The organism is Clostridium sp. (assembly GCF_036646415.1).
Taxonomy (GTDB): domain Bacteria; phylum Bacillota; class Clostridia; order Clostridiales; family Clostridiaceae; genus Clostridium_J.
In genome coordinates this window covers 49,995-62,345 of record NZ_JAVXMF010000017.1, presented here as the reverse complement: position 1 = coordinate 62,345, position 12,351 = coordinate 49,995, and the positions used below count along the sequence as shown (strand labels likewise).

Genomic DNA, 12,351 nt, shown 5'->3' with positions numbered 1-12,351 from the left:
CGAAACGTAACAGATTTACAGTCTGCCCCCTTTGGCCACTCGGGAACTCCTCCACTTTATGGAGCTGGCAATAGGAATCGAACCTACAACCTGCTGATTACAAATCAGCTGCTCTACCGTTGAGCCATGCCAGCATATTATACTTAAAAACTAAAGTTTAAATGGTGGTCGCAACAGGGATCGAACCTGTGACCCTCTGCTTGTAAGGCAGATGCTCTCCCAGCTGAGCTATGCGACCGTGTGGTGGAGGAGGACGGATTCGAACCATCGAAACGAAACGTAACAGATTTACAGTCTGCCCCCTTTGGCCACTCGGGAACTCCTCCACAATTTAAATATTGAAATTAATACATTAATTTTATTATAAACATTTACTAATCTCTCTATTTATCCGTGCCAATTAAAATGTCATTAAACTGACAAGACTTAGTATACAATTATATTGGTTTTTTTTCAACCCCTAATTTGATTTTTTTTTATTTTTTTTTATTTCTTTTATCATTAACTATCTTTTTTTAATTTAATTAAGATATTTTATACTAATCTTTACCTTCAACCTTACTCATATCAATATATTTAGAAAATATTTCCTTTATCTGGTCTACCTTTTTCTTCTCCACTTTACTCTCTAGTACATCTAACGTCCTCATCACTGCTAATCTTTCATTATTATAACTAAGATACTCCGTTATATCTTCGTAATCTTCTTCAGTTAACTCTTTGCATATAAGCATTATTTTGCCCTTTTCTACTGCACTCAAATCCTTAATCATTTCATCCGTAGATGTCTTCATCACCTTATTCTTCTCACAAATTTCTTTATTATACTTATCAAGTTGCAAATCATCTATTTTAACTATTTCACTATCACTTTTATATAAAGACTTTAACTGTTCTTGATTTTTACTGGTTGCCTCTATTGATTTCTTATTATAGTTATCATTAATACTTGATTCTCTAGGCTGAATTTCTTCTTCATTGGAGCCTTCTACTCCTTTACTTTCTTTAAGTCTAGCCTCCTCACTTATTCTTTCTAATTTCAATTCATCTTTATATGTATATTGATTGTTGTTTTTTTCCTCCAAATCATTCTCTTGATACTCATTAAAATTAATTAATAATATTATATTTAATATTGTATAAATTACTACTATCATAGAGTATGTATTTCTTTTCAATTCCTTCTCCTCCTTTTGTAGATAAAACTATCTAAATTATTCCACATTTTTTAGAATTTATACCACTGTAACTTCATATAAATTCATATGGAGGTGTTTCTGTGAGTAAAGTTAAGATTCATTATAAAGATCAATTAGGTTATTACTCCTTGTCAAACTTTTTAAAAGATGAATTAGATGCAAACACTATTATTGTTTGTATTGGAACTGATAGATGCATTGGTGACTGTCTAGGGCCGCTTATCGGTAGTATGCTTCAAGAAAAATTTTTTCCTCTTCCTGTATACGGCACAGTTTCCAACCCTATACACGCCCTAAATTTAGATACTAAACTATCCGATATAAAATTAAAGCATCCAAACTCTAAAATCATTGGTATCGATGCTTGTTTAGGTCCACCTAGCAAAATTGGTGAAATACAAGTTAGAAATTTCCCTATAAATCCAGGTAAGGGTGTTGGAAAATCCCTTTCACCTGTTGGAGATATATCAATAATTGGTATTGTTGATTCTAGTGATATAGATGAACCTTTTACAAGTAGAAACATTCGCTTAAGTCTAATTTTAGAACTATCAAAGGTTATCATAAACGGGTTAGTTCACGGCTATTATTTAAGTACTTTATCTAATTGATATATAAGTTGCAATAAATAAACTACACTACTTTAAATACTTAACTTAGATTTTAATCATAAATTTAAGTTAAGCTTATACATTATAAACCAATACAAAATACCTAGTATATAATTACTTTTATATACTAGGTACCTAATAATACTTTTAATTTTTACCCTCTTAATAAATATTGCTATTAACTACTAATTAAAAGAGTAATCTTATTATATGTAACCCATCATAACTTAGGTTTAATATTCAAACTTGTACATTTTATTCCTACATGGTAACATCATATCCATTGAAGGAATCATCTAATTTATCTACAAAGTCAAGCATCTTTCCTGTTCCAACTGCAACACATGATACTGAATCCTCTGCAACATATACTGGTACGTGTGTAACTTCTTCAATCAACTTGTCTAGGCCATCTAACAGTCCGCCTCCACCAGTAATTATTATTCCTTTATCTGCTATATCAGCAGCAAGTTCAGGTGGAGTCTTCTCCAGTACAGAATGTGCACACTCTGCAATTTCATACGCTTGATCTTTAAGCGCTTCTTGCATTTCACTAGAATAAACCGTAATGTTTTTAGGAAGTCCTGTTATAAGATCTCTTCCTCTTATTTCTGCTTTAATATCTTCTTTCTTTGGATAAGCACAACCTATACTTATCTTTAAATCTTCAGCTGTTCTTTCTCCAATCATTAGTTTATGTTTTTTTCTTATGTAACGAATTATAGCATCATCAAAATTATCTCCAGCAGTTTTAATTGATTCCCTAACTACCATTCCACCTAGAGAAATTACCGCTATATCCGTTGTGCCTCCTCCTATGTCAATAACCATGTTTCCACTAGCCTTAGTAATGTCTAATCCTGCCCCTATAGCAGCAGCTAAAGGTTCTTCTATTAACAGTACCTTTTTAGCACCTGCATTTCTTGCCGCATCCTCAACAGCTCTTCTTTCCACTTCTGTAGCTTCACAAGGAACACACATTACAACTCTAGGAGTTGACATCTTACGTTTCCCACAAGCCTTTTTTATAAAGTGTTCAAGCATTTTTTCTGTAACATCATAGTCTGATATTACCCCATCTCTAAGTGGTCGAATGGCAACAATGTTTCCTGGTGTTCTCCCAATCATCTTTCTCGCTTCTTCACCTACTGCCAAAACCTTGTTTACATTTTTATCAATAGCCACAACTGAAGGTTCTTTTAATATTATCCCCTTCCCTTTCATGTAAACGAGTACCGTGGCAGTACCTAAGTCTATCCCCATATCTGTTCCTATCCCAAAAAAAAACATCTTAAAATTCACTCCTGCTCTATAGTATTTTCTTCTTTTTAAAATACTATACAATATTTACTAAAATCGTATATAACTATTATATTACTATTCTAATTAACCTTCAATTGTTTTATACTTCATTTTAGTAGCTTTTCCACCTCTTATATGTCTTTCAGCTTTATTTAGGTCTAAGATATTTTTAGCTTCTTCTGCTATCTGAGCATTTATTTTAGGTAATCTCTCTGTCATATCCTTATGAATTGTACTTTTACTTACTCCGAAAACCGATGCTGTTTTTCTTATTGTCGCCTCGGACTCTATTATATATTTTGCTACTTCTAATACTCTATCTTCAATATAGTCTTTCAAAGTGTTACCTCCTTAACCCTTCTATAATTATAAATATGCTAGCTTCTTCTTTTAAATTACCTTCTTACTAGCCCTTTTCCCATAAAGTTCAAAAAGCCAGTAAGAAAGTTAATTTTTATTTAGTTATTTTTTATAACTAACATATTTAGCTGGATCTACTTCTTTTCCATCTTGTAATACTTGGAAATGAAGATAAGTTCCATAATCTTCATATGCAAGATTTGTAGTATTACCTACAGCTCCTAATTCTTGACCAGCTGTTACTGCGTCTCCCTTTTTAACTGCAACTTTTTCTTGAAGATTTCCATATATTGTAGTTAGTCCATTTTGGTGGTCTATTTCCACATAAACACCCTCAGTATTAACTCCTACATTTTTAACAACTCCAGCACTTACAGCCTTAACAGCAGCTCCTTCTTCAGCTTTAACATCAATAGCTGAATGATTTTTATAGCTTTTTGTTGTTGACCAATATACAGGATCTTCAGAATAAGCTCTTCCCAAAGTACCTTCTACAGGATTATTAAAACTAATTTCACCTTTAGTTGAAACAGCCTGTGTTTCATTTTTATCATTTTTTTGAACCATTGGTACTTCTTCAAGCTCATCTTTGACCTGTAATGCATTTTCAGGTTTTTCTGGTTGAGTTACTACTTCTTTTTCTCCTTGTTCCATTGCTATATTGCCATCGTCTTTGGAATCTTTAGAATTATTTTTTCCAGTAGTTACAACTGCAACTGTAGCAACAGCACATAAACAAACAAATAGAATTACATAGAAACCTTCTTTTTTAAAGAATTGCTTCACTTTGCTAAGTTTATTGTTCATAAAAACACCTCCATCAGTATTGTGGACGTATATTGGGAAATTAATACACTACAAGAAAATTTTTTTCTTGTTTTTTCTAAATTTTTATAATTGAAACAAAAAAATAAGGCCTAAGCCTTATTGAATATGTTTCTATTTATCATTTATATTTTTTATTTCCACCCCAGTATAGTAATGTTTTAAAATTTCCTCACAAGTTTTTCCTTCTCCAGCCATAACATTAGCACCCCATTGGCTCATTCCTACTCCATGTCCAAAACCAGTACAATTTATAACTACTTGGTTACTCAAAAACTCTATCGAAAAATTGGCTGAATTTAGTCCAAATAACTGTCTAAACTTAACTCCTGTTATAGTAACATCCCCAATGGATATATCTTTTATACACCCTCCATCTGTGTAACCATTTATTGTAATTTGATTTTCTAAATTAACTGCTGAAACATTGGCATTCTTATAATTCTCATTTATAATTTGAGCAAATCGATTTATATCAACAGTTTCTGTACTCTCGTATCTTGGTGCCACTTCTTCTCCAAGACTTTCTACGCTTCTTAAGTACGGTAATGCAGTAGTAAACACATCTTCTACATTTTCCGTTTTACCACTACTAGTAGAAAAATAATAAGCGCCTTTTACTATTTCATTATTATATGTAAGCACCATTCCCTGTGTTTCATTCACTATAGTTTCTACTAGATTCCACTTGTTTTCTCCCTCTGAACCAAACTGTTTTATCTTCTCATCCTTTTGGGTATATACCTGACAATGAACTGTATCACATAAGTCTGCTCCTTTACCATTAGCACATCCTCTTGAAAATTCTTTTGTATGGGCTATAGTATATGTCCTTGCAGCTATTGCTTGTGCCTTCAATGCTTCTTTATTAAAATTTAATGGCATTTCACTACACACAACCCCTTTGATATACTCTTCTAAAGGTATACTAATAACTTTATTCTCCTTTGTTATATATACTTCTACCTCTTCTATATTTATTTTTAAAGGTATATTATCCCCTGACTTTTCCACTTCATTATTTGTATTTATAGTTGTTATCGTTTCATGTACTTCATTACTTTCAACAATCTCTTTATTACCTCCCAATATTAACTTATATGATAAAATAAGAAACCCCATTAATAATATTGAATATATAGCTACACTCATAATTGGCCTTAGCACTTTGACTACTTTGTCATAATTAATATTCATTCTAACATTTCTATAGTATTTCACTTTACTTCCTCCTTAATAAAATTAACTTATCTATAGTATTTAACATAGTTATATCTATTAGATTAAATACCATAATATTCCTATAATAAAAATAGAAAACTCAGCCCTTTACTTTAGAGCCGAGTTTTCTTATTACCCCTTGTTATATTTAAAATTATATTCTAATTATATCTGCACCTAATGCAGTAAGTTTATCTTCTATTGAAACATATCCTCTATCGATATGGTATATCTCATCTATTATTGTGTCCCCTTTAGCTCCTAATCCTGCTAAAACTAGACCTGCACCTGCTCTTAAATCTGGAGCTATAACCTCCGCACCTGTTAATTGTCCAACCCCATCAATCGTAGCTACTTTTCCATTTATTGAAATATTTGCTCCCATTCTTCTAAGTTGTGATACTTGCATAAATCTATTTTCGAAGACTGTTTCCTTTACGCTACTTTGTCCTTGAGCAATACATAACAAACTTAACATTTGAGATTGCATATCTGTTGGAAATCCTGGATGTGGTAATGTTATAATATTTATTGGTTTCAAATCTACATCTCCATCTACAATAACTTTGTTTCCTATAACCTCTATTTTTACACCCATTTCTCTTAACTTAAATATTGCTGGCCTTAAGTAATTTTCATCTACTCCATTTATTATTATCTTCCCTTTAGTAATAGGTGCTGCAACCATCATAGTTCCAGCTTCTATCCTATCAAATATAGGGCTATGATTTGCTCCATTTAATTTATTTACACCCTTTATACATATAGTGCTAGTACCTGCTCCTATAATTTCAGCTCCCATCTTATTTAAAAAGTTAGCTAAATCTACTATTTCAGGTTCTCTTGCAGCATTTTCTATATAGGTATTTCCTTCCGCAAGCGTGGCTGACATCATTAAATTCTCCGTAGCACCTACTGATGGATAATCTAAGAAAACTGCACTTCCAATAAATTTTTTTGTACTAACTTCTACATATCCACTCTCTTCTTTTATTGTTGCTCCTAATGCCTTTAATCCTTTTAAATATAAATCTATAGGTCTAGCCCCAATCTTACATCCTCCAGGAAGGGAGATTCTTGCTTTTCCAAATCGAGCTACTAAAGGTCCTATAATTAAAAAAGCTGCTCTCATCTTGCCTATTAAATTATTATCTATCCCTTTATCATCTAAGTTCTTAGCATCAATTCTTATTTTGTTATTATCTTTATCTATATTTACCTCTGCCGAAATTGATTTCAATACATCACATAATACATATACATCTTCTAGCATTGGTACATTATTTATTATTGATTCACTATCTGCTAATATAGTTGAAGCGAGTATAGGTAATACAGCATTCTTAGCTGAACTTATGTTTACATCACCTACTAATCTATTGTTACCCTTTATATAAAACTTACACATGTTAATCCTCCATTTAAAATGCTACTGGTTTAGTACGTTACTGTTATTTCAGGGGTTCCCATTATTAAATAGCATCCAGAAGAATATTTAACTATAGCACAGTTAAAATCTATAGCTTTTCCTAATATTATTTTTTCATCATATATATTTGTATTGCTTATAATACTATACCCATTACTAATTTTTACTTTATCAATATTTTGTGCTTTATATAATTTTAGTTGATTTAAAACAGTATCTTTTACTTCTTCTATAGTATTACTTAAGATTTTACTTTTTACACATAGCGAATACTCTACACTACTATTAATCGGAGATAAAATTTCTGAAATTCTACCACTTAACTGTTCTTCTTCATCAATATCTAAATTTAGTCCACAAATAGAAATACTTAATACAACCTCATATCCTTGCTTATATGGAAGTATTATGATTTTACCGTTATAATCTTTATTATTAAAGCTTATTTTAAAGCTATTACTGTCTTCATTTTTAAATTCAACTTGTCCCATAATATTTTCTATATTTTTAATTATATTATTATATATATTCTCTGGCTTTTCCTCACTATAGAAGCTTCCTTCAACCATATATTCTTCAGTAGAAACATCTACATTCTTCAAGACTTCTTTAAACATATCAACATTATCATTCCCATAGGAAATTTTATTATTAAAATTTATAACAGTTAGTGCTAACATAGTGATAATTAATAACTTCTTATATAATTTCATATATACCCCACCTCATTAAAGAATAAATTCAACTATCCTAAATTATTGACTTAATAATTGTTTTTATTCCCTTTTCCCATATTTTGTATTGAGGTTTTGTATACTTATCTTTATCTATATTACTAATATATATTTTTTCCCAAAATATGTTCACGAAAGTGTTATACGAAATTTAAAAAGATGATTTATATATTTCATAAATCACCTTTTTCTTATTATCATATTTAAACTTTATCTTTAAATCCTATATTCCTAGTATCATTAAAGCCCAACAATGATAAAATCTTTATCTTTATATATAATTTCAAACTTATTACAATGATTTATAAGCCACTTTCCATGATCATCTGAGAGATACATATCTTTATCCATTAATTCCTCCTTCACTATTTCTCCTTGTTCATTTTTTATAATCCAATTAAATTTAATATTAAAACATCTCATATCTTCTGATTTTTCTTTTTCAGTTATAGTTATATCCTTTACTTCAGCTCTGCAATTTTCATCACAAAGATATTTTATTCTAGCCCCAAAAGTTCTATTGATTTCATATAAATTATATGCCTCACCTGTCATAAGTTCTGCAATAGTCTTAGCCTTCTTTGAGAGCTTACTTTTGGGATTAACTCCATTAGCATTGTATTCATTCCACATTTCTAAATCTTCAGTATCCACTACATAATGCTTTTCAACAAACCTCTTTATAGTCTCCTCTGCATTATCTTTTGGAGAACTGCACCCACCTAGAACTAATGTAACTAAAATAATACACATAATCAAATAAATCCTATATAATCTTCTATTCATAATTAACCCCTCCTGAATTATTAAAATTTAAAAACTTTTCTTGTATATATTAAGAAGTACAGTGCTAAATCCATCGTAAATATTCCCCAAAAAATTTCATATGATAAATATGACATTGATCCGTAAGCTTGGCTCCTTAATATAACTAAACATATAACGAAATTTAATATGGTAATGATTATAGCTTGAATTTTAAATTTAATTGTTCTAGGAATTAAAATTAAGTTTATAAATGTCCATATAAAAAATATGATGGATGATATAAAGAATATCATATAACTAAATTTAGACATAATTCTAACGTTATACCAATCAATATTTATAATACCTTTATATGAAAGTCTTATTACTATTTCTAAAATAATAAATATTAAATTACATACATAAGTAAGTTTAAGTAAAAATAAATATCTAGTGTTGCTAAAAATACTCGAAAGCTCCTCTTTAAAATCAGAATTATTTCCAACCTCATTTCTTACTATTTCAAAAGCCCTATCTTCTGATTCCCCATTTTCTATTAAGGTGATAACTTCTGTTACAATGTAGTTTTTTAATTCTTCTTTTAACTCCTTAACATCTTTCGTATTTTCAAATGCAGAACTAAAAAGTTTTCTAAGGTGTCTATTTATTCTCCTATTTATTTTAGGGCTTAAACTATTCATCTTTCATCCACCCCTCTCTAAACTTTAAACTAAGCTGAGTTATTTTATCAAAATCACCGTTTAATTTATCTAATTTACTCTTTCCTTCATCAGTAATTGAGTAATGTCTTCTTTTGATACCATTTTCACCTTCAATTACATTTGATAAAATAAGTTTTTGTTTTTCTAATCGTTTTAAAGCAATATACATGGTTCCCGTTTGAAGTTCAAAATCATCTTTAGCAGCTGTATTAACTAGTTTCATAATATTATAACCATAGATATTATTGTTAAATTTAATTATAGATAAAATTAATATATCTATGAAGCCCTTTAACAGCTCTTTATCCATCTCCATTTTTAACCTCCATTTACTTTATATGTATTTTATTATTATATGTAGTATTACTATATGTTGCAACACTATATATGAAATTTCATTGTAACTTTATCCATTTTTTAATTTAATTCCAAATAAACTTCTGTAAAATAAAAAAGCATAGAAAAATGGCCTTGTAAACCATTCTTCTATACTTTTTAAAACTTGTATGTATATTTTTATTCTTACTATGACCACTCTACCGTATCACAAAGTATACTTACATTATTTTTTCTTACTTTTAGTACCCCATTTGAAGTCTTTATCTCATGTTTTTTTCCATCAACTTCTTCAAACATTGTTATAGTTGGTACGAGCCCAGCAATAACAGCACAATGATCTGGAAGAATTCCCATTCTGCCCTCTGTAGTTTCACAATTTAAGCTAACTACATCACCCTTAAAAACTTCACTTTCAGGGGTAATAATTATAAGGTTAAATGTTTTTTTCATAATCTATCACATCCAACTTAGCATTATTTAATAGCCTTAGATTTTTCTATTACGTCTTCTATTGATCCTGCAAATAAAAATGCTGACTCTGGCAATTCGTCATGCTTTCCTTCTAAAATCTCTTTAAAACCTCTTACTGTATCTTTAATTGGTACATATCTACCTTTAAATCCAGTAAACTGCTCTCCAACGGTAAAAGGTTGTGATAAGAATCTTTGCACTCTTCTCGCTCTTTTAACTAATACTTTATCCTCATCTGATAATTCATCTACCCCAAGTATAGCTATTATATCCTGAAGTTCTTTATATCTTTCAAGAATGTATTTTACTTGAGTCGCTACCTGATAATGCTCTTCTCCTACAATTCTAGGGTCAAGCATTCTAGATGATGATTCTAATGGATCTACCGCTGGGTATATACCAAGTTCAACTATAGATCTTGATAGAACTGTAGTTGCATCAAGATGTGAGAATGTAGTAGCTGGTGCTGGGTCTGTAAGATCATCTGCAGGCACATATACGGCCTGAACTGAAGTAATTGATCCACTTCTTGTTGATGTTATACGTTCCTGTAAAGCACCCATTTCTGTTGCTAACGTTGGCTGATATCCTACTGCACTTGGTATTCTTCCAAGTAAAGCTGACACCTCTGAACCCGCCTGAGTAAATCTAAATATATTATCTATAAATAATAATACATCTTGACCTTGATCTCTAAAATACTCAGACATTGTAAGTCCCGTTAACGCAACTCTCATTCTCGCACCTGGAGATTCATTCATCTGCCCAAAAACTAAAGCAGTCTTATTTATAACTCCAGATTCTATCATTTCATTATATAAATCATTTCCTTCTCTTGTACGTTCTCCAACTCCAGTAAATACAGATAATCCACCATGCTCTCTAGCTATATTATTAATAAGCTCTTGTATTAGCACAGTTTTTCCAACTCCTGCTCCCCCAAAAAGACCAATTTTACCACCTTTTTGGTATGGGGCTATTAAATCTATTACCTTTATTCCTGTTTCAAACATCTCAGGTTCTACAGACTGCTCTTCAAAAGTTGGAGCAGATCTATGTATGGTATAATATTTATCTGTTTCAACAGGCCCTTTTTCATCCTTAGTTTGGCCTAACACATTAAAAAGTCTTCCAAGAACTTCTTGTCCTACAGGCACCTCAATAGGTCTACCTGTATCTATAGCCTTAACTCCACGTTTAAGACCTTCTGTAGATTCCATAGATATAGTTCTAACTATGTCATCTCCTATGTGTTGTTCAACTTCAGCTATTATAACTCTTCCATCCATCTTAATTTGAATAGCATTGTAGATATTCGGTAATGAATCTCCATCAAACTTTATATCTATTACGGGTCCAATAATTTGAACTACTTTACCAATACGTTGTGACATATTAACTAGCTACATTAAATTGTACATTTATACAAATTAAATGTAACGCCTCCCCTCTATATATATTTTTATAATATAACCTTTGCGTTGGACATTAGAGACTTTACATTATCTCTGAGCCTCAGATCCTCCAACAATTTCAGAAATTTCTTGTGTGATAGCACCCTGTCTAATCCTATTATATCTCAATTTTAAACCAGCTATTAAATCATCCGCATTTCGAGTTGCACTATTCATAGTTTCCATTCTATTGCTTTGTTCTGATGCTTTAGAATTCATCATTGCATTTAGTATCATTGCATTACAATAAGACGGCACTATGGATTCTATTAACTCTTCTTTATTTCCTTCTATATCAAACTCATCTTCGCTGATACTATTTTCGTTACTAGAACTAAACTCTAGGGGTAGTATTTTATATTCTCTAGGCTCTTTAATTATAGGATTCTTTAACCAGGTATACACTATACTTACTTCTCCAAACTCACCCTTAGAAAACATATCAAATCCATATTGAAATATTTTCTTTGCTTCACTTGTAGTTGGCAAGTCAGATAACTTCACATTGTAATCTACAATGTCAAAACCATACCTTTTACATAATGCCTTACCTTTTTCTCCTAGAACCAATAATTTATAATCACTTAAATTATTCTTAGTTATATCTTTCAACTTACTTATAACATTATTATTATAGGCACCACACATACCCATATCTGAGGTTATAACTATAATTAGCTTTTGTTTGCTTCCATTGACTTGCATATACCTATTTTCTTTGGGTAGCGCTGGGATTATTTCATCCATAATATCTTTATAGCTTTTAAAATAAGTCTTATTTGTATATAGTGCTACCCTTATTTTCTTTAATTTTGATGTTGCTACTAAGGCCATAGCCTTGGTAAGTTTTTTTGTACTTTCTATAGATTTTATTCTCTTCTTAAGTACAACTAATCCTGCAACGCCCATATTTTCACCTCCTATAATTTTAGGTGAT

Annotated in this window: 14 protein-coding genes and 3 tRNA genes; 1 reads left to right on the top strand and 16 read right to left on the bottom strand. The window is 30.7% G+C overall.

Features of this window, described 5'->3' with window-relative positions; translation table 11 throughout:
• Positions 1 to 59: 59 nt before the first annotated feature.
• From RSD37_RS11880 to RSD37_RS11865, 4 genes are all read right to left on the bottom strand, one after another.
• Positions 60 to 134, bottom strand: a tRNA-Thr gene (locus RSD37_RS11880).
• 28 nt (positions 135 to 162) lie between these two features.
• Positions 163 to 238 (bottom strand) — tRNA-Val (locus RSD37_RS11875).
• A gap of 3 nt (positions 239 to 241) precedes the next feature.
• Positions 242 to 326, bottom strand: a tRNA-Tyr gene (locus RSD37_RS11870).
• 213 nt (positions 327 to 539) lie between these two features.
• The gene (locus RSD37_RS11865) at positions 540 to 1,178 is read right to left on the bottom strand and encodes a hypothetical protein (RefSeq protein ID WP_346946955.1); all 639 of its coding nucleotides are present in this window, start codon (positions 1,176 to 1,178) and stop codon (positions 540 to 542) included.
• A 101-nt stretch (positions 1,179 to 1,279) separates the two neighbouring features.
• Here RSD37_RS11865 and yyaC point away from each other — a divergent pair, with 101 nt between their 5' ends.
• A complete protein-coding gene (gene yyaC, locus RSD37_RS11860; RefSeq protein ID WP_346946954.1) occupies positions 1,280 to 1,810 on the top strand; it encodes a spore protease YyaC in 531 nt (176 codons plus the stop codon).
• A gap of 261 nt (positions 1,811 to 2,071) precedes the next feature.
• Here the strand turns inward: yyaC and mreB are convergent, their stop codons facing one another.
• The 12 genes from mreB to atpG form a co-directional block, all read right to left on the bottom strand.
• Positions 2,072 to 3,100 carry a rod shape-determining protein MreB gene (mreB, locus tag RSD37_RS11855; protein WP_346946953.1) on the bottom strand — a complete coding sequence of 343 codons (1,029 nt, stop codon included), beginning with the start codon at positions 3,098 to 3,100 and terminating at the stop codon, positions 2,072 to 2,074.
• A gap of 96 nt (positions 3,101 to 3,196) precedes the next feature.
• Positions 3,197 to 3,451, bottom strand: a complete 255-nt coding sequence (gene spoIIID / locus RSD37_RS11850; protein ID WP_035135408.1) for a sporulation transcriptional regulator SpoIIID — start codon at positions 3,449 to 3,451, stop codon at positions 3,197 to 3,199.
• 123 nt (positions 3,452 to 3,574) lie between these two features.
• Complete coding sequence (locus RSD37_RS11845) at positions 3,575 to 4,279, bottom strand: M23 family metallopeptidase (RefSeq protein WP_346946952.1); 705 nt, start codon at positions 4,277 to 4,279, stop codon at positions 3,575 to 3,577.
• A 132-nt stretch (positions 4,280 to 4,411) separates the two neighbouring features.
• Positions 4,412 to 5,518 (bottom strand): stage II sporulation protein D, encoded by a 1,107-nt coding sequence (spoIID, locus tag RSD37_RS11840; RefSeq protein WP_346946951.1) that lies wholly within the window; start codon positions 5,516 to 5,518, stop codon positions 4,412 to 4,414.
• A gap of 154 nt (positions 5,519 to 5,672) precedes the next feature.
• Positions 5,673 to 6,926: a UDP-N-acetylglucosamine 1-carboxyvinyltransferase gene (murA, locus tag RSD37_RS11835; protein ID WP_346946950.1), complete on the bottom strand. Its 1,254-nt coding sequence runs from the start codon at positions 6,924 to 6,926 to the stop codon at positions 5,673 to 5,675.
• Between the two features lie 29 nt (positions 6,927 to 6,955).
• Complete coding sequence (locus RSD37_RS11830; protein ID WP_346946949.1) at positions 6,956 to 7,660, bottom strand: hypothetical protein; 705 nt, start codon at positions 7,658 to 7,660, stop codon at positions 6,956 to 6,958.
• Positions 7,661 to 7,921: 261 nt separating this feature from the next.
• A complete protein-coding gene (locus RSD37_RS11825; RefSeq protein ID WP_346946948.1) occupies positions 7,922 to 8,467 on the bottom strand; it encodes a hypothetical protein in 546 nt (181 codons plus the stop codon).
• Between the two features lie 20 nt (positions 8,468 to 8,487).
• Positions 8,488 to 9,129: a hypothetical protein gene (locus RSD37_RS11820; protein ID WP_346946947.1), complete on the bottom strand. Its 642-nt coding sequence runs from the start codon at positions 9,127 to 9,129 to the stop codon at positions 8,488 to 8,490.
• Positions 9,122 to 9,466, bottom strand: a complete 345-nt coding sequence (locus RSD37_RS11815; protein ID WP_346946946.1) for a PadR family transcriptional regulator — start codon at positions 9,464 to 9,466, stop codon at positions 9,122 to 9,124. Before RSD37_RS11815 ends, RSD37_RS11820 begins: the two co-directional genes overlap by 8 nt.
• Positions 9,467 to 9,675: 209 nt before the next feature.
• On the bottom strand, positions 9,676 to 9,939 hold the full coding sequence (locus RSD37_RS11810; protein ID WP_346946945.1) for a hypothetical protein: 264 nt from the start codon (positions 9,937 to 9,939) through the stop codon (positions 9,676 to 9,678).
• 23 nt (positions 9,940 to 9,962) lie between these two features.
• A complete protein-coding gene (gene atpD / locus RSD37_RS11805; RefSeq protein WP_346946944.1) occupies positions 9,963 to 11,354 on the bottom strand; it encodes a F0F1 ATP synthase subunit beta in 1,392 nt (463 codons plus the stop codon).
• A 108-nt stretch (positions 11,355 to 11,462) separates the two neighbouring features.
• The gene (atpG, locus tag RSD37_RS11800; protein ID WP_346946943.1) at positions 11,463 to 12,323 is read right to left on the bottom strand and encodes an ATP synthase F1 subunit gamma; all 861 of its coding nucleotides are present in this window, start codon (positions 12,321 to 12,323) and stop codon (positions 11,463 to 11,465) included.
• Positions 12,324 to 12,351: the final 28 nt, after the last annotated feature.

Excerpts from the sequence above, each read along its gene's own strand:
- RSD37_RS11815 (WP_346946946.1), bottom strand. The coding sequence starts at position 9,466 with ATGGAGATGGATAAAGAGCTGTTAAAGGGCTTCATAGATATATTAATT.
- mreB (WP_346946953.1), bottom strand. The coding sequence starts at position 3,100 with ATGTTTTTTTTTGGGATAGGAACAGATATGGGGATAGACTTAGGTACT.
- murA (WP_346946950.1), bottom strand. The coding sequence starts at position 6,926 with ATGTGTAAGTTTTATATAAAGGGTAACAATAGATTAGTAGGTGATGTA.
- RSD37_RS11820 (WP_346946947.1), bottom strand. The coding sequence starts at position 9,129 with ATGAATAGTTTAAGCCCTAAAATAAATAGGAGAATAAATAGACACCTT.
- RSD37_RS11810 (WP_346946945.1), bottom strand. The coding sequence starts at position 9,939 with ATGAAAAAAACATTTAACCTTATAATTATTACCCCTGAAAGTGAAGTT.
- atpG (WP_346946943.1), bottom strand. The coding sequence starts at position 12,323 with ATGGGCGTTGCAGGATTAGTTGTACTTAAGAAGAGAATAAAATCTATA.
- RSD37_RS11845 (WP_346946952.1), bottom strand. The coding sequence starts at position 4,279 with ATGAACAATAAACTTAGCAAAGTGAAGCAATTCTTTAAAAAAGAAGGT.
- RSD37_RS11830 (WP_346946949.1), bottom strand. The coding sequence starts at position 7,660 with ATGAAATTATATAAGAAGTTATTAATTATCACTATGTTAGCACTAACT.
- RSD37_RS11825 (WP_346946948.1), bottom strand. The coding sequence starts at position 8,467 with ATGAATAGAAGATTATATAGGATTTATTTGATTATGTGTATTATTTTA.
- atpD (WP_346946944.1), bottom strand. The coding sequence starts at position 11,354 with ATGTCACAACGTATTGGTAAAGTAGTTCAAATTATTGGACCCGTAATA.